Here is a 23,067-nt window from a genome sequence, read left to right as displayed (position 1 = left end):
GACAGGAGAAAATGTAATCGTGTTTAACGACGCCCGCCTAACCAACTTCATTGCCAATTCGCTGGCTTTGCTGGCGGTATTGGCGTTGATCTTGGGCGTCGTACTCTGGGTCGCGCAGCGGCCGTATTTCGCGATTACCCAAATCCAGATTGAACCGATGCAAGCGGATACATTGAATTACGTCTCGGCGACCAGTGTGCGGGCGACAATAGCCGGGAGGTTGGCAGGAAATTTCTTTACGGTAAATCTTAACGACACGCGCAAATTGTTGGAAACCGTACCATGGGTGCGCCGTGCGCAGATTCGGCGCGTGTGGCCCAATACTTTGCGGGTTCAAATAGAAGAGCAGCAACCATTGGCATTGTGGAACGAGAATCAAATGATCAACACCTGGGGCGAGGCTTTCAGCGCCAACCAGGGTGAACTTCCCGACGATGCCAATTTGCCGCATTTTTATGGCCCGGCCCAGTCCGAGCGCTTGGTGGTGCAGCGCTATGCCGAGCTGGCTCGCTGGTTTGCGCCGCTCAACTTGCATGTCAAGCAAATTACGCTCAGCCCGCGTTATGCGTGGGATGTCGAATTGTCGGATGGCGTGCGTCTGAGCCTGGGCCGCGATCCGGCCGCCGACGTGGCCGATCCTCACGGCCGCTCCGGCGCGCTGCCATTCGCGGCGCGCATCGAACGTTTTGTAAAAACCTGGCCGGTGCTTATGCAACGGCTTGGCGGTCGTGCCGTACGCAGTGCCGATTTACGTTACTCCAACGGGTTTGCTATTACGTTGGCTCCTGTTTCTCCTACCTCTACTAAATAGAAAAACTATGACCCGTGACATCAAGGATCTGATCGTTGCACTCGATATCGGCACCAGCAAAGTGGTGGCGGTGGTGGCTGAAATATTGCCGGAAGGGCGTTTCGAAGTGCTTGGCCTGGGCCAGCATGAGTCCCAGGGGATGCGCAAAGGCGTCGTGGTCAATATCGAGTCGACCGTAAATTCGATTCAGCGCGCGCTCGAAGAGGCTGAACTCATGGCCGACTGCAAGATTCGTGAGGTGTATACCGGTATCGCCGGCAGCCACATCACGAGTTTCAACTCGAGCGGCATGGTCGCGGTCAAGGACAAAGAGGTCACTGCGACCGACGTGGCCCGCGTGATTGAAACCGCCAAAGCCGTGAATATACCTACCGATCAGCAGGTATTGCACGTGTTGACGCAGGAGTTCATCGTCGATTCGCAAGAAGATATACGCGAACCGATAGGCATGAGCGGCCTGCGCCTCGAGGTGCGTGTGCATATCGTTACGGGCGCGGTCAGCGCGGCACAAAATATCGTCAAGTGCGTGCGCCGCTGCGGTCTCGAAGTCCAGGACCTTATTTTGCAGCCCTTGGCCTCCAGCATGGCCTGCCTGACCTCCGACGAAAAGGAGCTGGGCGTGGTGCTGGTCGACATCGGCGGCGGCACCACCGATATCGCGATCTATACCGGCGGGGCGATACGCCATACCGCTGTCGTGCCTATCGCGGGCGATCAGATCACCAGCGATATCGCGGCAATGCTGCGCACACCGACCCCGGACGCGGAGGAAATCAAGTTGCGTTTCGGGATCGCCAAGCAGGTATTGGCCAGTGCCGAGGATCATGTCGAAGTGCCGGGCCTGGGCGACCGGCCCAACCGCCAGGTCAAGCGGCAGGCTTTGGGCGCGGTCATAGAGCCCCGGATCGAGGAGCTGTTTACGTTTGTGCAGCAAATCGTGCGTGAGTCCGGCTACGAGGATTTGCTGGCGTCGGGCGTGGTCCTGACCGGCGGTACGGCCCTGATGCCCGGCATTGTCGAGCTGGCCGAGGATGTTTTCTTAAAACCGGTGCGTGTTGCGGTGCCCGATTACCAGGGTAGTCTGGCCGATGTCATGCACAACCCACGCTTTTCAACCGTCATGGGTTTGTTATCCGAGGCGCGTTTGCAGCGTGCACGCGGTCGCAAGGTCGCGCAACAAAAAGGGAGTTTCAAAAGCCTTTTATCGCGCATGAAGGAGTGGTTTATGAATTAGGGCCTTATGGCCTTAATAGACAGGTGGTTTTTTGTCCTGTCTTCGGGAGGCGTTTCAAATTTGGTGCGAGTCATGCAACTGGCATCTCCTTTGAAGCGATTTCCGGCAAGGTAAGTAGTACTGGGGAAATTTATACGCTTTTATCGTTTTCAGGAAATGTGAGGGAGTCAATCATGATGAATTTTGAAATGCTCGATAGCAATGCCAATGGTACCGTTATCAAAGTAGTCGGTGTGGGTGGTGCTGGCGGCAACGCCGTGGCGCACATGATCCGTTCCGGCGTCAACGGTGTGGATTTTATTTGCGCCAATACCGATGCCCAGGCATTGGTTGCCAGCGAAGCCCCTGTGCAAATCCGTCTGGGTCGCACAGGCCTGGGTGCAGGCGCCAAGCCTGAGCAGGGCCGCGCCGCGGCCGAAACCGCAAGAGAAGAAATTCGTGCCGCATTGACGGGTGCGAATATGGTGTTCATTACAGCCGGCATGGGTGGCGGCACAGGAACCGGAGCGGGTCCCGTGGTTGCCGAAGTTGCCAAGGAACTTGGCATTCTGACCGTCGGGGTCGTAACCAAGCCATTCTCCTTCGAAGGCGCCAAGCGCCTGAAAATGGCGGAAGACGGTATTGCCGAGTTGTCCAAGCATGTGCATTCGCTGATTGTCGTGCTGAACGAGAATCTCTACGAATTGATGGACGACGACGCCACTCAGGAAGACTGCTTCAAGTCGGCCGACGACGTATTGCACAATGCGTGCGCCGGAATTGCCGAGATCATCAATGTCGAAGGCAATGTGAACGTCGACTTCGAAGACGTCAAGACCATTATGGGCGAACAGGGCCAGGCCATGATGGGCACATCCATCGCCGCCGGGGCCGACCGCGCCCGTGTGGCTGCCGAGCGGGCCATTGCATGCCCGTTGCTGGAAGGCGTCGATTTGCACGGAGCCCGTGGCATGCTGGTGAATATCACTGCCAGCCGTACCCTTAAAATGCGCGAAACGCGCGAAATCATGGATACCATCCGCAGCTACGCCGCTGAAGATGCCACGGTGATTTTCGGGACGGCCTACGACGAATCCATGGGTGAAAACTTGCGTGTTACGGTGGTCGCAACCGGCTTGGGCCGCACGGCTGCTTCCACGCGTCCTCAACTCGTGTCGAATTCGGCCGAAGTGTATCGCACCGGCACCGATAATCTGCCCCTGATGGGAGGTTTTGCCAATTCCGACGTGCCCGCAGTGATTCGCAATCCGCGCAGCCAGGCTTCCGCACAGGTGCGGGCGCTGGAAACCGCCGGCATGGATCATTTCGACATACCGGCGTTTTTGCGCAAACAGGCCGACTAGACAGAAATCCGGCCCAAGGCTGTTCAGGCAGCCCTCACAGCGATGAGGCGGGCGAAACGCCCGTACCGATCCGACGGCACGTCTTCCTATATCCCCGGGAGGGCGTGCCGCCGCGTATCAACCGCAGCCATTGCGATGGCCGGCGGTCCGCAGACGTTGCCAGGACTTACAAAAATTTAAGGGATTGATACGTATTCTTGTTACAATGACGAGTACGCTGCCAAAGTGGTCGCGCCAGCTGTTTGAATTCTGGTCTTTTATTTATGTTACGCCAACGCACCATACAAAAATCCATCAGTACCAAAGGTGTGGGCCTGCACTCTGGTCGTCGAGTTGAAATTACGCTCCGCCCCGCAGCCCCCAATACAGGTATTGTGTTTCATCGCGTCGATCTGCCCGAAGTCGTGGATTTTCCGGCCCAGGCAAATCGGGTCGGCGATACTCGCATGGCTTCGGTGCTGCAGCAGGGCAATGTGCGGGTATCGACTGTCGAGCACCTCATGTCGGCTCTGGCCGGCCTGGGCATCGACAACCTTCATATCGATCTTACCGGCGAAGAAGTTCCCATCATGGATGGCAGCGCCGGGACTTTCGTTTACTTGTTGCGCTCGGCAGGCCTTCAGGAACAGGCGGCTGCCAAGCAATTCCTGCGGGTGCTGAAAACCATCGAGGTGCAGGAAGGCGAAGGCCAGGAATTGAAGTGGGCTCGCCTGGAACCCTACGATGGCTTCGCCCTGTCGTTTGCCATCGACTTTCATCATCCGGCCATCGACTCCACGGCCAATTTCGCCGAAGTCGATTTTTCCAAGGATTCGTACGCCAAAACCATTGCGCGGGCCCGCACCTTCGGATTCGTGAGCGAGGTTGAAGCTTTGCGCGCGGCGGGCTTGGCTCGCGGCGGCAGCCTTGACAACGCCATTGTCATGGATGAATACCGGGTATTGAATTCCGATGGCTTGCGCTACGACGACGAGTTCGTCAAGCATAAAATTCTTGACGCTATCGGCGATTTATATCTGATCGGCAAGCCGCTGGTGGCGCGCTATGTGGCTTGCAAGTCGGGCCATAGCCTGAATAACAGGCTGGCGCGGGCCTTGCTGGCCCAACAGGATGCCTGGGAGATGATTACCTACGAATCCAGTGCCACGGCGCCCAAGGCTTTCACCAACGAGTGGAAGTTCGCCTGATCTCGGCGTTACGGGTGCCGATGATGCGCCAGCAGGCGTTTTACGGCGTCGGCCAGCGGGCCGGGGCGCAAGTTATTTTGTAACGTTTCAAATGCGCGTAAAGCGTTATTATCGAGTGGCACCACTTCTTTGATGGGTGCTGCTTTTGTCTGGTTTTGTAACAAGCCAGCTTGAACCCTGACATTAATTTCGTTAAGGTTCCATCCACCCTCCGTTAGCAGTTGAACAATTCGGGGGGCCAATTGTCGAAGCTTTGCCGCATGCGCCGCGCTGGGAACCGCCAGCGTGACTTGCTGTCTGTCTATACGCGCTACTCGACAAACCTGCGCAATCGCAGGGGGCAATATTTTTTTGGCCGCATGTTCTATTGATAGCAACATGCGTGCCGTCGTTAAAACATCAGCGCCATGCCGATCGCTACCCAGCCAACTGATTGCAGAAAGGTTGGCGGGTAAGGATTTATCTCGGGATCGTCGATCGGGAGTCTGGGGCATGCGCGACTTGTCAGTAAGGATTTATACAGTGAATGTTGTCATTATGCATGGTCGTTCGGATGGTTCCAATGTCAAGAAGCTGGGAATGCCGTTTCTGGCTGCCTTGGCGATTGCCGCGCTGTCGGCTTCGGCCGCCGCAGGCGCCTGGGTACAATCGCGCTACAGTCGCCCGGCTTCGCTTAGTGTGGCGCAAGAACGCGTTATTAACAATCAAGTTTCCCGCGATTCCGCGTATATACGCGAAAATGTAAACCTTCTTGCCCAGACTGTCGGCGAGCTGCAGGCCAAGCTCATCGCCATGGGCGGCCTGAGCAAGCGGGTGGCCGATGTCGCCGGCATTTCCTACACCGACCCGGAAATCAAGGCCAGTCTCGACCACGCTCAGCCTGTTATGGATTACATCAACGACGGTCCGGGCGACTCCATGTCGGCCGAGGGCCTGGGGCGCCAGCTGGATCTCATGCAGCAGCAGATCGACGAGCAAAAAGACTGGTTTGCCATGCTGGATCTGGTGCTGACCAAGCGTGCCGGCACCGAGGCTCGCTTGCCGACCTTGATGCCGGTCAATTACCCTTACCTGAGCTCTTCGTTTGGCTGGCGCCTGAATCCGGTGACCGGCCGTCGCTCCATGCACGAGGGCCTGGATTTTGCGGCGCCCAAAGGCGCGCCCATTTATGCGGCTTCAGGTGGCGTGGTATCCGAAGCGGGTGTTCAGGCGGGTTACGGGAAAATGGTTGAAATCAATCATGGAAACGGCCTGGTTACACGGTACGCTCATGCATCCGTGCTGGATGTGAAAGCCGGCGATCTGGTCGAAAAAGGGCAAATGATCGCCCGTGTCGGTTCCTCTGGCCGATCCACCGGCTCGCATCTGCATTTCGAAGTTCGAATGGCAGGGCACCCCCTGGATCCCAAGTTGTTTTTAGCCAAGCCGGAGGTGTCCAGGCACTTGGTCGCCGACGCCTCAAGCCACGTAAAAGCCATCCTGCCCGAGGTGCGTTAAACTGTCTCGTTTTCCTGCGGATTTTCCGCCAACCTAAAAAAAGATATGCATTAGGCGTTGCGCGTGCTAACGGTGCAAGCCTGCATTAACGACACAAGAATGGTCTCTCTGCTAAAAAAGCTCATTGGTAGTCGCAACGATCGGTTACTTAAGCAGTATCGCAAGCAGGTAGCGCAAGTTAACGCGCTCGAGTCGAAAATGGTTGCTCTCGCCGACGAGCAGTTGACGGCTAAAACAGACGAATTCCGCCAAAGATATCAGGCCGGTGCATCGCTGGACGATTTATTGCCCGAGGCGTTTGCCGTGGTGCGCGAGGCCAGCAAGCGGGTGTTTGGCATGCGTCACTTCGATGTCCAGATGCTCGGGGCCATTGCCCTGCATAACGGCAAGATCGCGGAAATGCGCACCGGCGAAGGCAAAACGCTTATGGCGACCCTCGCGGTGTACCTCAACGCCCTGGCCGGTCGCGGCGTGCATGTGGTAACCGTCAACGACTATCTGGCTCGCCGCGATGCGCAATGGATGGGCCGTTTGTACAATTTCCTGGCCATGACGGTTGGAGTGGTTGTACCCCAGCAGGAAAACGAGGAAAAAAGAGCGGCCTATATGGCCGACATCACATACGGCACCAACAACGAATACGGTTTTGATTATTTGCGCGACAATATGGAGTACCGCGCCGAAGATCGCCGGCAGCGCCAGCTTGCCTACGCTATTGTCGATGAAGTCGATTCGATCCTGATCGACGAGGCGCGCACGCCACTGATCATTTCCGGTCAGGCCGAAGACAATACCGATCTTTACATCCGCATGAATGCGGTGCCGCCGCTGCTGTCGCGCATGGCTTCCGAACCCAAGCCGCAGGAGCCCGAACCCGAAGGCGATTTCTGGGTCGACGAAAAGGCGCAGCAGGTTCATATGTCGGAAGCGGGGCATGAGAAGGCCGAGCAAATTCTGTCGAGCATGGGCCTGCTGCCCGATGGCGAGTCTCTGTACGACCCACGCAATATTGCCTTGATACACCATTTGATGGTGGCCTTGCGGGCGCATAACTTGTTCTTCCGGGACCAGCAATACGTTGTTCAGAACGACGAAGTGATGATCGTCGATGAGTTCACCGGAAGACTGATGGTTGGGCGCCGCTGGTCGGATGGCCTGCACCAGGCCGTCGAAGCCAAAGAAGGCGTCAAGATCCAGAACGAAAACCAGACGCTCGCTTCCATTACATTCCAGAATTACTTCCGCATGTACGACAAACTGTCGGGCATGACCGGAACGGCCGATACCGAGGCTTATGAGTTCCAGGAGATCTATAGCCTGGAAACCATGATTATCCCGACCAATCGTCCCATGATCCGCAAGGATCAAAACGATCAGGTTTTCAAAACCGATAAAGAAAAATACCAGGCGATCCTGGGCGACATCAAAGATTGCCACGAGCGTGGCCAGCCGGTGCTGGTTGGTACAACCAGTATTGAAAACTCCGAGCTGTTGGCGGGTTTGCTGGTGCGGGCCAAGTTGCCGCATGAAGTTCTGAATGCCAAGCAGCATGCACGCGAGGCCGAAATCGTGGCCGAAGCCGGCAAGCCCGGGCATATTACGATAGCCACCAATATGGCCGGCCGCGGAACCGATATCGTGCTGGGCGGCAGCATCGAGAAGCAGATCGACCTGATCCGTGCCGATTCCTCACTCAGCGAGGACGACAAGGTGGCGCGCATTGACACCGTCAAGTCCGAGTGGGCTCCTGCCAATGAGCGCGTCAAGCAGGCGGGGGGCTTGCGCATTATCGGTACCGAACGCCACGAATCCCGACGGATCGACAATCAGTTGCGTGGCCGTGCCGGACGTCAGGGCGACCCGGGTTCTTCGCGCTTCTACCTGTCGCTCGATGATTCCCTGATGCGGATTTTCGCCGGTGACAGGGTACGGTCCATCATGGAGCGTCTGCGTTTGCCTGAGGGCGAGCCTATCGAGGCGCGCATGGTGTCGCGCTCGATCGAATCGGCGCAACGCAAGGTCGAGGCGCGCAACTTCGATATACGCAAGCAATTGCTCGAATACGACGATGTTTCGAACGATCAGCGCAAGGTCTTGTATGCGCAGCGCAACGAGGTGCTGGAATCGGCCGATGTGTCGGAAACCATCAATAATTTGCGCGACGCCGCGGTGACCGAGCAGTTCCGGGCGTATATCCCCGAGGAAAGCATGGAAGAGCAGTGGGACGTCCCTGCCCTGCAGAGTGCGCTGGAAGCCGACTGGCAGATTGAAATGCCTCTGGTCGATATGCTCGAAAAAGAGCCTAACCTGACCGATGATGACCTGCTTGAGCGTGTGCTGGCCGAAGCGCGCCGTATTTACGACGCCAAGGTCGAGATGGTGGGGCGAGAAAACTGGAATCCCTTTGAGCGGTCGATGTTGCTGCAGGCTGTCGATACGCATTGGCGCGGGCATTTGTCGTCGTTGGATCATCTGCGGCAAGGCATTCATTTGCGCGGCTATGCGCAGCAGGATCCCAAGCAGGCATACAAACGCGAGGCCTTTGAACTGTTTTCGGCCATGCTTGACCGGATCCGCAGCGATGTAGTCAAGGTCTTGATGACAGTCAAGATCGAGTCCGCCGCTCAGGTGGAAGCCGAGGAGCAGCCTCAGCTCGAGAACGTGACCTATCATCACTCCGATTACGACGTCGCATTGAGCGGCGAAGATCCCGGTATCGATGGCGTGGATGCGACCGGGCCCGTGAACCGTCCCCTGGTCAATGTGACGCCGAAAGTAGGCCGCAACGATCCGTGCCCCTGCGGGAGCGGGAAAAAATACAAGCATTGCCACGGCAAGCTGGCGTAGATACCCTCTTGGCAAGCAAGGGATGATGTAGAGGCGGGACTTGTGCCCGCTTCTACAGCAAGAATAGGGTTGCCAGGCCGAGAAAGAGAAAAAAGCCCAACGAATCGGTGGCAAAGGTCAGGAGCACCGACGAGCCCATTGCCGGGTCTTTGCCGAAGCGGTCGCGCAGGATCGGAATCAGCACGCCAAGTGCCGCGCCTATCAGTATATTGCCCACCATGGCGGCCATCATGACGGCCGCTATGGCCAGCGAGCCTGAAATCAACCAGGCGAATATTCCGGTGACGAAACTGCCGCATGTCCCGACCAGGAAGGCCACGTACAGTTCGCGCTTGACGAGTTGCCAGGCGTTGGCGCCTGTGACCCGGCCCACCGCCAGCGCGCGAATGATCATGGTCATGGTCTGATTGCCGGAGTTGCCGCCGATTCCGGCGACGATGGACATTAAAAATGCCAGTATGACGATATGGCTGACGGTCTCTTCGAAGCGCGAGGCAATGAATGAAGCCGTCGATGCCGTGCATAAATTGACCAGCAGCCAGGGCGCGCGGTTTTTCAGGGCGCTGACGATCGGCGCAAAGATGTCCTCTTCCTGCAGGCCGGCGCGGGACAAGGCTTGCTCCTGGGAGTCTTCCTGCATCACGTCCACGACTTCGGCGATGGTGACGCGCCCGATCAAGCGGCCCTGGTCATCGACTACCGGCGCCGAGACCAGGTCGTAACGTTCGAATGCGCCAGCCGCGTCGGCGTCGGAGTCCAGTGGGTTGAGCGTCAGGTAATCGGTGTCCATGACACCCGACACATCGGTTTCGGGTTCGCTGACAAGCAGGGTCGATAAGGGCAGCGTGCCTTGCAGCTTGTCCTGGCGATCGACCACAAAAATCTGGTCGGTATGGTCCGGCAATTCGCGCAGGCGCCGCAAATAACGCAAGACAACCTCGAGCGATACATTCTCGCGTACCCGCACCATTTCGAAGTCCATGATGGCGCCCACGGTGCCTTCGGGGTAGCCCATGGCCGCAATCAATTGCGCACGTTCTTCGTCGGTCAGGCCTTTTTGCACTTCGGCTATGACGTCAGCCGGCAGGTCCGGAACCAGGTCGGCGATTTCGTCGGCATCCATGGTGCCGGTGGCAGCCACCAAGTCCTGGTGGTTCATGGATTCGATCAGCGATTCGCGAGCCCAGTCGTCCACTTCGAGCAGCACATCGGCATCGTGTTCGGCGTCGACCAAGTGCCATACCGCTTGCCGCTCGACGACCGGCAGGGACTCGAGGATAAAGGCGATATCGGCCGGGTGCAGGCCGTTGACGATCGTCTTGATCTCGTTCTCATGCTGCCGATGCAGCATGCCTTCGAGCAGGTTTGAGCGGTCTTCGTCTTCGTACTGGCGGTGGGCCAGGGCTTCTACGACTTCTTGCCGCTTGAGTATCGATTGCAGCTTTTGCAGGGCAAGCTGCGCATCTTCAGGGTCCAGCCTGCGAGGAATCGCGATGGGCTCGCTTTCAGGCTTGACGAAGGTGTCCGACATAGGCGCGCCTTGTTCAAACGGGTGGAAGGGGGCGGCGCCGACGCTGCTCGTCGGTGGCGACGTAAGTCAGGGTCGCTTCGGTTACCTTGACGACTTCGAATTGCAGGCGTTGGCGTTCGGCGTAGACTTCGACGGCAACCGTAACCGAGGTGGTGCCGACTTTGATGATTTCCGCATAGAAGCTGAGAAGGTCGCCGACAAAAACAGGTTGCTTGAAGGTAAAGGCATTGACGGCGATGGTTGCCACGCGTCCGGCAGCCCGGCGGGCCGCGGGGATCGATCCGGCTATATCGACTTGCGCCATGATCCAGCCTCCGAATACATCACCGTGCATATTGGCGTCGGCAGGCATGGGGACAACGCGCAGCACGGCGTGCCGCGACGGGGTGGGCAGGATGGTGGCGGGCATAGGGGTGCTCAAGACAACTCCAATAAAAGCCTGGCCGATGCGCAGGCGTGCAAGGCAGCGAGAAAGAGGTTAATGAGAAGCCGCGTCGGCCAGCCAGCTTCGAGCCAGTTCGACCCAGTAGCTCGCGCCCAAAGGGAGGAGGTCGTCGTTGAAGTCGTAACTGCCATTGTGCAGCATGCACGGCCCCATGCCATGCCCCTGGGTGCGGTGGGTGCCGTCGCCATTGCCTATCCAGACATAACAGCCGGGTTTTTCCCTGAGCATGAAGGCAAAATCTTCGGAGCCCATGGAAGGCCGTACCGACTGGTTGACCCCTTGTTGGCCGACGATGCCTTTGAGCACATTGGCGCAAAAGGCGGTTTCCCTGGCGTGGTTGACGGTGGCCGGATATTTGCGGTGAAACGTGAATTCGGCTTTGCAGTTCATGGCTTGACAGCCCAAGTGCGTAATTTCGGACATGCGTTTTTCAATGATGTCGAGGGCTTTGTCGGAAAATGTGCGGACAGTGCCTCGCATCGAGGCGCTGTTGGGGATGACATTGTCGGCCGAACCGGCATGAATCTGGGTAATGCTGAGTACGGCGGGATCGAGGGGGTCCAGGTCGCGCGTGAGTATGGTCTGGAACGACTGCGCCAGCTGGACGGCGGCCATGACGGGATCGACGCCCAGATGCGGCATGGCGGCATGCGCTCCCTTGCCTTCGAGGACGATTTCGAACGTATTGCTGGAGCCCATCATGGGGCCTGGAATGACGCCGAAAGTGCCGACTTCCATGCCCGGCCAGTTATGCATGCCAAATACGGCGTCCATGGGGAACAGCGTGAAGAGGCCATCGTCGATCATTTTTTTTGCGCCGCTGAAGCCTTCTTCGGCAGGCTGGAAAATAACGTGAACGGTGCCGTCGAAATCGCGATGCTCGGCGAGATAGCGAGCTGCCGCCAGGAGCATGGCGGTATGGCCGTCGTGTCCGCAAGCGTGCATCTTGCCGGGGTTTTTGCTGGCGTGCCCGAAGGTATTCAGTTCTTGCATGGGCAGCGCATCCATGTCGGCCCGCAAGCCAATGGCATGGCCATTTTGCGTTTTACCGTGTATTGTTCCTACGACGCCTGTAACACCCAGGCCCCGGTGCGTATCGATGCTCCAGGATTCGAGCTTTTTTGCCACGACATCGGCGGTGCGGACTTCTTCGTAGGCTAGTTCAGGATGCGCGTGGATATCGCGCCGGATCGCAGCGATCTCGGCTTGCCATGCAACGATAGGTTCAACTAATTTCATGATGGATATCCTGTTGTAGTCGTCGATGAAACTGTACGCCTGTGACAGCGTATCATCAAACTGTTGAAATCGGGAAAAGGGGCTGACAGATGGAAAAACCGTGGTTGCTGCACTATCCGAAAGACGTCCCGGCTGAAATAAATACCGGAAATTACTCTTCGCTGGTGGATTTGCTGGATCAGGCCTGCAAGAAGCACGCAGACCGGCGCGCCCTGACATTGATGGGCCGCAGCCTGCTTTATCGCGACCTCGATCGGCATGCCGATGCGGTGGCCGCCTGGATACAGCAGCAAGGCCTGCCCGCGGGCAGCCGCGTCGCTCTGATGATGCCCAATGCCATGCCCTATATGGTGGTTTTCATGGGGGTTTTGCGTGCGGGCATGGTGGCTGTCAATATCAATCCCATGTATAGCGAGCGCGAGCTCGAACACCAGCTCCAGGACTGCCGTCCGGAATTGATTTTCATCCTGGAAAATTTTGCCGCCACCCTGGCCGCGGTTCCGGGCGATCAGCGGCCAGGGCGGGTGGTCATTGTGTCGCTGGGCGATTTGCTGGGACTCAAGGGGCGCCTGGTCGATCTGGTGGTGCGCTACGTCAAGCGGCTGATTCCCCCTTATAGCCTGGCGGGGGCACTGCGTTTTCGCGCGGTGCTGGAGCAGGGCGCCAAAGCGGTCTTTACGCGGCCCGTGGTGGCGATGGACGACCTGGCGGTGCTGCAGTACACGGGAGGCACCACCGGCGTGCCCAAGGGCGCCATGCTGACTCACCGCAACCTGGTGGCCAATGTGTTGCAGGTCAGGGCGGTAGCCCGGCCGGCGCTGGGCGATCTGTCGGGCGAGCCCCTGACCATCTTGAGCGCCTTGCCTCTTTATCATATTTTTGCACTGACGGTCTGCGGGCTGTTTGCCGTGCACGCGGGCATGTGCAGCGTACTGATCGTCAATCCGCGCGATTTATCCACGATCGTGCAGGCATGGCGCCGTGATCCGATTCATATCTTTCCCGCTGTCAATACCTTGTTCAATGGTTTGGCCAATCGGACCGAATTTGCCGCCCTGGATTTTTCCGCCCTGCGCCTGTGTTTTGGCGGAGGAGCGGCCGTACAACGTGCCGTGGCCGAAAAATGGCAGCAAATCACAGGCAAGCCGCTTATTGAAGGATACGGCCTGTCCGAGACATCGCCTGTCGTGTGCGTCAACCCGACCGATGCCGGCGAATACTCCGGGGATATCGGTTTTCCCCTGCCGTCCACCGACATTGTCCTGTTCGATAATCAGGAACAGCCTGTGGCCCTGGGCGAGCCCGGCGAGGTAGGCATACGCGGCCCTCAGGTCATGAAGGGGTACTGGCAGCGTCTCGACGAAACGGCCCAGTCCTTTACCAAGGATGGGTTTTTCAAGAGCGGCGATATCGGCATCATGAGCGAGCAAGGGCGAATCCGCCTGGTCGATCGCAAAAAAGACATGATTCTGGTTTCGGGATTCAATGTCTATCCCAGCGAGATCGAAGAGGTCGTGGCCGCTCATCCGGGCGTGCTGGAGTGCGCGGCAATAGGCCTGCCCGATGCGCGCACCGGCGAAATGGTCAAGCTCTATGTAGTAAAAAAAGATCAGTCCCTGGACGAACGGCAGTTGCGGGACTGGTGCGCCGAGCGGCTGGCGGCGTACAAGCGTCCGCACAGAATCGAATTCCGTACCGAGCTGCCCAAAAGCAATGTGGGCAAGATTTTGCGGCGAGCGCTGCGCGATGAGGCGTCGCAAGGCGTTGTTGCCTGAACGTCGCCCAGCCCTGGAAAGGCCTTGGCGCCGGACCTTCTCAGGTCAGCGCGGCTTCAAATGAGGCCGGATCATGGCATCGATGGCGGATGCCGTGTCGGGATTGCCGGCGTACACATAGCCTTTTATGGGCCAAGGGTCGATGTGATGCATATCTTCGGCTACTCCACCCGCTTCGCGCACGATGACCGTCCCCGCGGCCACGTCCCAGGGAGCCAGGCCCATTTCCCAATAGCCGTCGTAGCGGCCGCAGGCGGTCCAGGCCAGATCGAGCGCGGCCGCCCCTAATCGCCGTACTCCGCGTGTGGTGTTAATGGCTTCATGCAAGGTGGGCATGTATTGCTCGGCAAAGGAGAAATCCCGGAATGGAAATCCTGTGGCCAGTACGGCCTCGCTCAGGTCGCGAGTTTGCGAGCATGAGATCCTGTACTCGTTCAACCACGCGCCCACGCCGTGCATGGCGGTAAATATTTCTTCGCGGTTCGGATCGTAGACGACCCCGATTACAGGCGTATCCTGCTCCAGGGGCTGATCGTCGAGGATTGCCCCGGCGTGCGCAATCAGCGCTATCGAAACCGCATAATGGGGTATGCCATGCAGGAAATTGGTGGTGCCATCGAGGGGATCGATGTACCAGGTCGCTTTACCCGCTGTTTTTCCGCCGGATTCTTCCGCCACGATGCCAAAGTCGGGCGTGCGTTCACGCAACAGGTCGATAATAGCGATTTCCGCTTCCCGATCGGCTTGGGAGACCAGATCGTTTCTGGCTTTCTTGTTGATGACCAGGTCGGATCGATTGTGGGCGTAGGATTGCAGAATCGCCGCTGCTGCACGAGAGGCGGTAACCGCGGCGTCAAGGGATTCGCTGAGATTGAGGCGTGGTATTGGCATACGATCCGTAAGCGTCTGAGGGTCGGGAAACTCTAGTGTACGTAACATTGTACCCGGCCAAGTTTGCAACTGGCTTTCAGCAATACTGGATTTGAGCGTAGTTTGGTTTATGGCAATTTCTTTTGAGCCGCTGGTTCCGGCAAGCGTAGCCTTCGATGCGGCGGGTACTCCCGTGAGCGAGCAATATGGCGATGTTTACCATGCGGAACTGGGTGCTCTGGCGCAAGCCGAACATGTATTTTTAAAGGGCAATCAATTGCCCTTCCGCTGGCGCGGCCGGGACACATTCACCGTGTGTGAAACGGGTTTTGGCCTGGGGCAGAATTTTCTGGCGTTGTGGCAGGCCTGGCGCGCCGATCCGGAGCGTTCGTCACGCCTGCACATGGTGTCGTTCGAAGCCCATCCTTTTTCGAAAGAAGATCTGGCGCGGGTGTTGTTGCCGCGGGTTCCGGCCCGGTTTGCCGGACTGGCCGAGCAACTGGTCGCCGTGTGGCCCGCCGCGTTGCCTGGATTGCATAGGCTGGAGTTCGAGTCGGGGGCCTTGACCCTTACCCTGGCGTTCGGTTTCGTGGAAAAACTTGCCCGGCAACTCGATGCGCGGGTCGACGCTTATTTTCTGGACGGTTTTGCTCCACAAAAGAACCCTGAGATGTGGTCGCCCAGGTTGTTTGGCCAACTGGTCCGCATGGCCAATGCGGGGGCTACGGCGGCAAGCTGGTGTTGCGCAGGGAGCGTGCGCCGTGCATTGACCGAGGCTGGCTTTCTGGTCTCCAAGGCGCCGGGCTTTGGCCGCAAGCGGGAGGTAACGGTCGCGACCCTGCGGCCAAGCATGCGCCGCGATAGCGCCTCTGCTGTTCGGGGTCATTCTGTCCTCGTGGTGGGCGGCGGACTGGCGGGCGCCGGCATTGCCCACAGTCTGGCGCTTCGAGGCCATGCCGTCACCGTGCTGGATCCGGTCTTCGGGCAGGGCGTGGGCGCAAGTCACAAGGGGCACAGGTCGGCTGCGCTGACACCTTTGATTTCCCGGGACGACGATATTCGTGCGCGCTTGTCCCGTGCCGGTACTTTGAGAGCCTTGCATCGCTGGCAGACTCTTGCCGAGCCGGCGCGTCCGCTGCGCTGTGGAACCCTGGAGCTGGCCACGGACCCGCAGGATGCGCTTGAGCGCCAAGAGACCTTGGCGCATTTGTCGTTTCCGGATAGCTGGGTGTCGTGGCTGGAGCCGGAGGCAGCTTCGCGCCGCGCGGGGCTTTCCCTTGCCCGGGGCGGGGTGTTTTTTACCGATGGCCAGTTGGTGCGGCCCGAGCCGCTCATTGAAGCGCTGCTTGGCCGGCCTGGCATTCGTTGCCAGGCCGTTCAGGTTGGCAGCCTGGAACAATCTGGGCCCGGGCAGTGGCTGGTGAGGGACGCGGCAGGCCGGGAACTTGCCCGGGCATCCACGCTGGTGCTTGCCAACGCGGTTCAGGCCAAAACCCTGCTGGCGGCTACACCGTATACTGCAGCCTTGCCCAAGCTTTTCGCCATGCAGGCGTTGAGCGGGCAAGTCAGTCATTTTTCCGCGCCGGACACAGCGCGACTCAACCCCCAACTCATACTCGGAGGAGTCGGTTATTGCCTACCGGCTGTAGACCAGATCTGTGTTGGGGGCAGTACCTACGACGCGGATGCCCTTGTCAGCTCTGTCACCGATCGGGGGCATGGCGAGGTGATCGACAAATTAAATATGTTGCTGAATGTATCTGTTTCTGAATTGCGATCAGCGCTACATAATTCAGGCGGCTGGGCCGGATGGCGAGCGGTGGCGGCAGGGCGCTTGCCGCTGATAGGAGAACTTGCGCAGGCGCCCGGGCTATGGCTGGCGTGCGGCTACGGCTCACGCGGCTTGACGTGGTCGGCCCTGGCAGGAGATATTATTGCGGCGCGTCTCAATCATGAGCCGGCGCCGGTAGAGCGTGATTTATTGAGGGCAATTGCGCCTCGTTGAAGCGGTTTTGACGGCTTTTGAAACAGGCCTGAATGTATGCGATTTTATTTTATAGAGTAAATCCGTCAAAATAGTCACTTTTGAATGCTTTTTGGGCTTAGAGCCCGAGGATTGCGCTGTGCCGCCCAAGTCTAACCTTGCTCACGTGACGCAACTTGCTTCTTTGAAATTTCTGACGGCGAAATCCACGCGCGCAGATTTTTCGTTCGACGAGCTGCAGCTTCAAATCGAAGCCCATGCGCCTGGCGTATATCGTTTGCGCTGCGCCGAGGCCAAAGCCTTGCTCGATGACAAACCTGGCGCTCGCGCCCGGGCGCATGCCGATATGCTGTTGGCGCGGCACGAGCCGGTCGGCGAATTGGCCGTCAGCTCCATTACCCTGGCCGATCGCCGTGGGTGGCGCCTGGAGCAAGGCGACGTCGTTCTCGAAATATCGTCCGATCCCTTGCAGTTTTTGCTGTATCGGGGTGATCGCTGCGTGTTGCGCAGTGAAATCTCGGCTACGCTCGGACGCGAGGCCCTCGAGGGCTCCAACCGGTGGCGTTTGGGCCTGGAGCTCGATGGCGACGATGCCTTGTACGGTTTGGGCGAAACAGCCGGCGATCTGGATCGCCGCGGCGAACGCCTGGTTTCCGACTCCCCGCAAGATCGAGCCCTGCCTCTAGTCTGGAGCACGGCCGGCTGGGGGCTTTATGTCAATACATTTGGGCGCGTCGAGCACGATCTGGGGGCTGCGGATTCCGATTTATATACGGTGCATTTGCAAGACCGGATTTTCGATGTGTTTGTCTTTGCGGGCGACCCCGCTGAAATCCTCAATCAGTACTCGGCGCTTACCGGGCGTGCCGGGCAACCCGGCCTGTGGCCCATGGGCGTCTGGCTGGACCAGGCTCCGGGCCAGGCCGTCGAGGCCACATTGAAAATAGTGGAAGACTTCCGTGCCGGCGAGCTTGCACTCGATGCCGTCCGTCTGGCGGCCCCGGGTATTTACGGTTTTCAGGCAGATAAGCCGGCATTCGAATGGGATGCGCACAGGGTGCAGGATTCGCGCAGTATGCTGGCGCGGTTTCAGGCATTGAATGTGCAAGTGGCGGCTCCTTGCTTTCCAGGCGTTCTTGCCGATACTCCCCTGTTCGGAGAGTGGGAGGATCGCGGCTGGCTGCTCATTGACGACTCCAGTGGCGCTGCGCACCGTTTTGCGGGCAATACGGTAACCGCCGGCCAGCGTTTTGGGCTGCTCGATCTGACCAATAAAGATGTATACAAACTATGGGCCGAGCGCCAGCGTCAACTGGTGGACGAGGGCCTGGGGGCTCCGGACTGCGTTGCCCAGTTCGATATTCCCGATGGCATCACTGCCCGTGGGGGCGAGTCGGGGGCGGTTTTGCGCACGATGTACCCACTGTTGGCGCGCCGAGCCCTGTTTGACGCTGTCGCAGGCCACAAGACCCCTCAGGAAGGGATCATATGCAGTACAGATCTGTTCCCTGCCGCCCAGCGCTTTCCCTGGCAGATCGGACCTCGGGCCGGCAATAGCTGGGCGGGCCTGGAGCATACCTTGCGCACGGCTTTGTCACTGGGGGCCAGCGGTGTTCCTGTGCAAGTGCATGGCTTAGGGTCGGCGGCGCATTCCACCGCGACCATGAGTCCCGAACTGTACATACGCTGGCTGGCCATGAATGTCTTTTCCGCCAACTTCAGCTTTCAGGGCGTACACGGCTTGTTGCCGGAGGCCTTCGACGCGGCAACGCGCGAGCTGGTCCAGCATTGGCTGCAGTGGCGTTATCGCCTGATTCCGTACGTGCTGGGTATTATCGAAGATTCGGTACGTACGGGCCTGCCTGTGCAACGCACCATGGCGCTGGCTTTCCCGTCCGATCCCGTGGCTCATGCATGGGACACGCAATATCTGCTGGGACCGGCCTTGCTGGTGGCGCCGGCGGTGCAAGCCGGCAAGGAATCCAGAGTGTATTTGCCCGAAGGCGAGGCCTGGTGGGATTTGAACACGGGTTGGCGCTACGAGGGCGGCACTACCTGGACGGTCGAAGCCGGGCTGAATACCCTGCCGGTGTTCGGGCGTGAAGGGCATATGCTGTGCCTGGGGCCAACCGCCCAGCATACCGGCGAATTCAACTCAGCCCGGATTCTGGATGAGGTCTGGATGTTCGGGATGCCCGAACACAGCCCTGTTGTCATGCGCAACAAGATACGTGTCATGCAGATGCAAGGTTCCAGCTACATCAAGGGGCTGGAAGGTCTGCGCATACTTCCATCGGAAGGCCTGGAGGTCAAGCGCCGGGGGGCCGAAGTGCGTATTTCCAGGGCGCGGTAGATCTTTTTCCCCTGGTCTATAGGGCCGGGAATTCAGACTTTTCGAGTCTGAATTCCCGGCCCTTGTCATTCATGCCGCCGGCCTGCATGATAAGTAATCGCCGGCAGCGGGAACGCCAGCCGCGATAGCCTAATCTAATGTCGTAATCACCCCTTTTGCCTGGATCCAGCATGCCATTGTCAATCGTAAAACCTCACAGCAGTCAGGATTTGTCCGATACCGAGATTGCGCTACGGATCTCGCAAGGAGATCGGGAAGCCCTGAAAGCCTTGATGCGGCGCTATAACCAGAGGCTGTTTCGAGTCGCCCGCAGCGTGCTGCGCAATGACGCCGATGCCGAGGAAGCGGTTCTTGAGGCGTTTTTCCTTGCTTATCGCGCCATGGGCCGATTTCGTGGAGACTCGGCCTTGTCGACCTGGTTGACTCGCATCGTGGTCAATGAGTCGAACAAGCGCCTGCATAAAAACAAGCGCCTGCATGCCGTGCTTGAGTACGACGACGATCTCGAGCATCTGGGCGATCAGGTGCTGGCGGACACCGATGAATCTATTTACAGCCAACCGGAGCAGGCCATGGTGCATGTCCAAACCAGGCATCTGATTGAGGCCAAAATCGATCTGCTGCCCGATGTCTTTCGTACAGTCTTTGTCTTGAGAGCCGTTGAGGAAATGACGGTCGACGAGGTGGCGCAGTGCCTGGAGATTCCTCCGGCAACCGTGCGTACACGCTATTTCAGGGCACGGGGCTTATTGCGCAAGCTGCTGTCCCAGGAAATCGGGCACGGGCTGGAAGATGCGTTCGCCTTCGCGGGCGACCGCTGCGACCGCATCGTGGCCGGCGTTCTGGCTCGTGTCGATGCTTTACGTACAAATTCATGATGCCTGATTGTTCAGGCTCTATACCTGGGAGAACCACCATGTCGTTTCTTGATTTTATTGATACCTCCACCTCGCAAAGCTCACGCAGGGCTTTTCTGGGCAAATCCGGCATGCTTTTGTCGGGTACGGCGGTTGCGCTGCTTGCCGGCCGGGAGGCCCTGGCCAAAGGAACGAAGGGTTCGGCCGCTTCGGACGCGCGAATTCTGAACACGGCGCTGGGTGCCGAACTGGAGGCCATTGCTGCGTACCAATTGGGTGCGGAAAGCGGCTTGTTGCAAAAGCCTGTGCTCGATTTGGCTGTCACCTTTCAAGGGCATCACAAGCAGCACGCGGAACTGCTTTCCAAGACCATTGTGACCCTGGGCGGCAAGCCGGTGGTGGCCAAGTCCAAATACACATTCCCGACCGACAAGCTGAAAACGCAAACCGATGTGCTGCGTTTTGCGTCCTTGCTGGAAAAAGGAGCTGTCAGCGCCTATCTGGGGGCCGTACCTATTTTCGACAATCGCGATCTGGCCAAGGCAGCCGCCAGCATCCTGGGCGACGAGTCCATGCATTGGGCGATTTTGCGCAATGCCTTGGGCGAACCCCCCGTTCCTTCGGCTTTCATGTCATGAGACGCCGGGCCCAGTGGATCAGGCTTCTGGCCTGTACGTTCCTGATAAGCACGGGGGGGGTATTGCACGAAGCATGGTCCGAGCCTTTGCTGACCGGCAACGCAGGCCGAGGCGAGGCAATTTATACCCGCTGTCTTGCGTGCCATGCACTGGCCTATGATCGAACCGGCCCACGGCATTGTGGTCTTTTCGGTAGAAAGGCGGGCAGCGTCAAAGGTTTTGTTTATTCCGATGCGATGAAAAATTCAAAAATCGTATGGACTGAAGAAACCTTGAATGTCTTTCTGAAAAATCCGATGGCGGACATTCCGGGAACCGCCATGGGCTACGCAGGCATTCCCGACCCGCAGGAGCGGGCCGATCTGATTGCGTACCTGAAGCGGGAAAACGAATCGGCCACCTGTGCCAACGTCAAGTAGCCGCCAGCTTTAAGCAGCCGCTAGCGTTCGACCTCGACGATCAGTCGTGGGTCGAACGCGGCGTTTTCGTTGATTCCGTCCTTGCAGTAGCCTCGCGGGTTGCAAATCACCCTTGTGCCGTTGACCAGATAGTCGAAGCTGTCGTGGGTGTGCCCGTGTACCCATAAAATGGCGCGGTCCTTGCTCATGAGATGTTCCAGCCTGGATACATAGCAGACATTGAGCGGCGAGCCATCGAATCGTGGGTGTATGCTGCCCGTCGATGGGGCGTGGTGGGTAATGACGACTGTGGGGCCCTTGTACGGCTCGGCCAATTTGCGATCCAGCCAGGCACTGTGGTTTTTGCAGAGCATTTCCGAGTCGGATGGAGTAAACCTTTGTTCGCGGGATGTGTCCGACTGGATGCGGCTGAAGTCGCGAATCATGAGCTGTGCCTGGCGACAGGCCTCTTCGCGTTGCGGGCCACGCCCATACAACAGGAAGTCGGTCCACAACGTGGCCCCCAAAAATCGTACTCCCTGCAGGATCAGCTCGTCTTGGTCGAGCACGTGGATGTGAGTCCCTTGGCTGCGCTGCTTCAGTTCTTGCAGCGTGTCGGGCAGGTTGCCGCCATAAAACTCGTGGTTGCCTGCTATGTAGATCACGGGCTTGTCAAAGCCGCGCGCCCATTCTATCGCTTCGCGCGGGCGGGTGATGTCGCCGGCCAGCACAATCACATCGGCGGATGTTTCGGGCAGGGGCAGGCTGCCCTGGCTCAAATGCAGGTCGGAAAGTATGTTCAGCCGAAGCGGCGCTAGTTTGGCCATGCTCAATCCTTGTGACAACGATGCTGGAATCGGATGCGTTCTTTGTTATTTTAGAGGCGGACGCAAAGGCTTGATGCCGAGGGGGCCAATATACTGGTCAATTTGACAGTAAAAAAATTATTCTTCATAATCTCGTTCTTTGTTGGGTCGTTAGCTCAGTTGGTAGAGCACCGGACTTTTAATCCGATGGTCGCGCGTTCGAGTCGCGCACGACCCACCAGAAACCCTATATGCATTAAGCACTTATCCGACGGCAGGCCGAATCACGTTCGACCTGCCGTTTGTCGTTATGGGGTTGCGATTATTTATTTGTGGAAATGGCGAGCGCGCTGCGGTTCACCCAGGGGGCGCTCCGGGTTAATATCGCCTCCAAGGCTTGCTTCATGGTTGCGAAGGAGCTGACTTGCGATTCCTTGTCCATAAATGGAAATAATCACTATGTCATATTTTAAAATACCCGCTTTGGCTAAGTTTGCGGTGCTGACAGTGGTGTTTGCGCTGCAAGGTGCGGCAATGGCGGCACCCTCAGATGCGCCTGCCAGTGCCACGCAAAGTGTTGCGCCCGCCAGCGCCAGTCAGACCGTGCCTCGTGCGACAAAGCGTCATCATGAGAAAAAGGGCATGGCCTTGGTGGTGCCAGGCTTTGGCACTGTCAAGCACAAGGTGGTGAACTCGCTGAAACTGAACGATAGCCAGATGAAACTGCTTGCCGATGCGCAGGCGGCACAAGACGCGTTTCAAAAATCTTTGCATGACTTGAAACGAACAGCGCGCCAAGAACAAAAAGCACAATTGGATACGGGCAAGATCGATCCTCATGCCGCCCAGAAGGCGGCTGATGACATGTGGAAAAAAGATATGGGCGCGAGTCGTGACCAGCTCACTCAGAAATGGCTGGCCGTCTGGGATGCGCTTGATGGCGCGCAGCAACAGAAGGTCACTGCCTATCTGAAGGAAAAGGCCGACAAGCACACTGGGCATCGGAAAGACTAGAGTATTTTCGGTTCAGGTGTTTACGGCGCTGGACGTGTTTCTGTGACTTTGTTTTTGAGCCGTTTTTTGGCTTGGGTAGTGACTTTGGACTGAGCGTTGCTGTGTAGGCGGCGGTTAATTCTATAAAGACGCCGCAGGGTGGGCGGTGCTGTGCAGTCCGGCACGTCCAGCGGTCGTGTCGCTACGCGCCCCGACTGCCCGGGTCTGCCTCGTCCAGGCGGGCGTCGGGCGAACTCGC

Annotated in this window: 19 protein-coding genes and 1 tRNA gene; 14 read left to right on the top strand and 6 right to left on the bottom strand. The window is 58.2% G+C overall.

Annotated elements, in window-relative coordinates:
* Positions 1-19: 19 nt before the first annotated feature.
* From ACYVIS_RS08940 to lpxC, 4 genes are all read left to right on the top strand, one after another.
* The gene (locus tag ACYVIS_RS08940) at positions 20-811 is read left to right on the top strand and encodes a cell division protein FtsQ/DivIB (RefSeq protein WP_232744163.1); all 792 of its coding nucleotides are present in this window, start codon (positions 20-22) and stop codon (positions 809-811) included.
* Between the two features lie 7 nt (positions 812-818).
* A complete protein-coding gene (ftsA, locus tag ACYVIS_RS08935) occupies positions 819-2,045 on the top strand; it encodes a cell division protein FtsA (RefSeq protein ID WP_232744162.1) in 1,227 nt (408 codons plus the stop codon).
* Positions 2,046-2,218: 173 nt separating this feature from the next.
* Entirely contained in the window at positions 2,219-3,388 is a 1,170-nt protein-coding gene (gene ftsZ / locus ACYVIS_RS08930) for a cell division protein FtsZ (protein WP_232744161.1), read from the top strand.
* 263 nt (positions 3,389-3,651) lie between these two features.
* Complete coding sequence (gene lpxC, locus ACYVIS_RS08925; RefSeq protein ID WP_232744160.1) at positions 3,652-4,575, top strand: UDP-3-O-acyl-N-acetylglucosamine deacetylase; 924 nt, start codon at positions 3,652-3,654, stop codon at positions 4,573-4,575.
* A gap of 8 nt (positions 4,576-4,583) precedes the next feature.
* Here lpxC and ACYVIS_RS08920 read toward each other — a convergent pair whose 3' ends face one another.
* A complete protein-coding gene (locus tag ACYVIS_RS08920; protein WP_232744159.1) occupies positions 4,584-5,069 on the bottom strand; it encodes a DciA family protein in 486 nt (161 codons plus the stop codon).
* Positions 5,070-5,097: 28 nt separating this feature from the next.
* On the opposite strand from ACYVIS_RS08920, the gene ACYVIS_RS08915 reads away from it, so the two are divergent.
* On the top strand, positions 5,098-6,072 hold the full coding sequence (locus tag ACYVIS_RS08915; protein WP_460873805.1) for a M23 family metallopeptidase: 975 nt from the start codon (positions 5,098-5,100) through the stop codon (positions 6,070-6,072).
* A 99-nt stretch (positions 6,073-6,171) separates the two neighbouring features.
* A complete protein-coding gene (secA, locus tag ACYVIS_RS08910; RefSeq protein ID WP_460873804.1) occupies positions 6,172-8,919 on the top strand; it encodes a preprotein translocase subunit SecA in 2,748 nt (915 codons plus the stop codon).
* A gap of 52 nt (positions 8,920-8,971) precedes the next feature.
* Here the strand turns inward: secA and mgtE are convergent, their stop codons facing one another.
* From mgtE to ACYVIS_RS08895, 3 genes are all read right to left on the bottom strand, one after another.
* Positions 8,972-10,450, bottom strand: coding sequence for a magnesium transporter (gene mgtE, locus ACYVIS_RS08905; protein WP_232744157.1), 1,479 nt, complete (start codon positions 10,448-10,450; stop codon positions 8,972-8,974).
* Positions 10,451-10,463: 13 nt separating this feature from the next.
* Positions 10,464-10,859 carry an acyl-CoA thioesterase gene (locus ACYVIS_RS08900; RefSeq protein WP_232744617.1) on the bottom strand — a complete coding sequence of 132 codons (396 nt, stop codon included), beginning with the start codon at positions 10,857-10,859 and terminating at the stop codon, positions 10,464-10,466.
* A gap of 69 nt (positions 10,860-10,928) precedes the next feature.
* Positions 10,929-12,134, bottom strand: a complete 1,206-nt coding sequence (locus tag ACYVIS_RS08895; RefSeq protein WP_460873803.1) for a M20 aminoacylase family protein — start codon at positions 12,132-12,134, stop codon at positions 10,929-10,931.
* A gap of 89 nt (positions 12,135-12,223) precedes the next feature.
* Between ACYVIS_RS08895 and ACYVIS_RS08890 the strand changes: the two genes are divergently transcribed.
* A complete protein-coding gene (locus ACYVIS_RS08890) occupies positions 12,224-13,909 on the top strand; it encodes an AMP-binding protein (protein WP_460873802.1) in 1,686 nt (561 codons plus the stop codon).
* 45 nt (positions 13,910-13,954) lie between these two features.
* Here ACYVIS_RS08890 and ACYVIS_RS08885 read toward each other — a convergent pair whose 3' ends face one another.
* Positions 13,955-14,800 carry an inositol monophosphatase family protein gene (locus ACYVIS_RS08885; protein WP_232744154.1) on the bottom strand — a complete coding sequence of 282 codons (846 nt, stop codon included), beginning with the start codon at positions 14,798-14,800 and terminating at the stop codon, positions 13,955-13,957.
* Positions 14,801-14,909: 109 nt separating this feature from the next.
* On the opposite strand from ACYVIS_RS08885, the gene mnmC reads away from it, so the two are divergent.
* From mnmC to ACYVIS_RS08860, 5 genes are all read left to right on the top strand, one after another.
* Positions 14,910-16,784: a bifunctional tRNA (5-methylaminomethyl-2-thiouridine)(34)-methyltransferase MnmC2/FAD-dependent 5-carboxymethylaminomethyl-2-thiouridine(34) oxidoreductase MnmC1 gene (gene mnmC, locus ACYVIS_RS08880; RefSeq protein WP_460873801.1), complete on the top strand. Its 1,875-nt coding sequence runs from the start codon at positions 14,910-14,912 to the stop codon at positions 16,782-16,784.
* A 118-nt stretch (positions 16,785-16,902) separates the two neighbouring features.
* Positions 16,903-19,116, top strand: a complete 2,214-nt coding sequence (locus tag ACYVIS_RS08875) for a glycoside hydrolase family 31 protein (RefSeq protein ID WP_460873800.1) — start codon at positions 16,903-16,905, stop codon at positions 19,114-19,116.
* 170 nt (positions 19,117-19,286) lie between these two features.
* Positions 19,287-19,994, top strand: coding sequence for an RNA polymerase sigma factor (locus ACYVIS_RS08870; RefSeq protein ID WP_232744151.1), 708 nt, complete (start codon positions 19,287-19,289; stop codon positions 19,992-19,994).
* Between the two features lie 38 nt (positions 19,995-20,032).
* Complete coding sequence (locus ACYVIS_RS08865; RefSeq protein WP_232744150.1) at positions 20,033-20,611, top strand: ferritin-like domain-containing protein; 579 nt, start codon at positions 20,033-20,035, stop codon at positions 20,609-20,611.
* Positions 20,608-21,030, top strand: a complete 423-nt coding sequence (locus tag ACYVIS_RS08860) for a c-type cytochrome (protein WP_460873799.1) — start codon at positions 20,608-20,610, stop codon at positions 21,028-21,030. Before ACYVIS_RS08865 ends, ACYVIS_RS08860 begins: the two co-directional genes overlap by 4 nt.
* A gap of 20 nt (positions 21,031-21,050) precedes the next feature.
* On the opposite strand, the gene ACYVIS_RS08855 is transcribed toward ACYVIS_RS08860, so the two are convergent.
* Positions 21,051-21,836, bottom strand: a complete 786-nt coding sequence (locus ACYVIS_RS08855; RefSeq protein ID WP_460873798.1) for a metallophosphoesterase — start codon at positions 21,834-21,836, stop codon at positions 21,051-21,053.
* Between the two features lie 144 nt (positions 21,837-21,980).
* Between ACYVIS_RS08855 and ACYVIS_RS08850 the strand changes: the two genes are divergently transcribed.
* Positions 21,981-22,056, top strand: a tRNA-Lys gene (locus tag ACYVIS_RS08850).
* Positions 22,057-22,274: 218 nt separating this feature from the next.
* A complete protein-coding gene (locus tag ACYVIS_RS08845; RefSeq protein ID WP_232744148.1) occupies positions 22,275-22,829 on the top strand; it encodes a hypothetical protein in 555 nt (184 codons plus the stop codon).
* Positions 22,830-23,067: the final 238 nt, after the last annotated feature.

The organism is Paralcaligenes ginsengisoli, from assembly GCF_054781135.1.
This window is presented reverse-complemented; position numbering and strand designations above follow the sequence as displayed.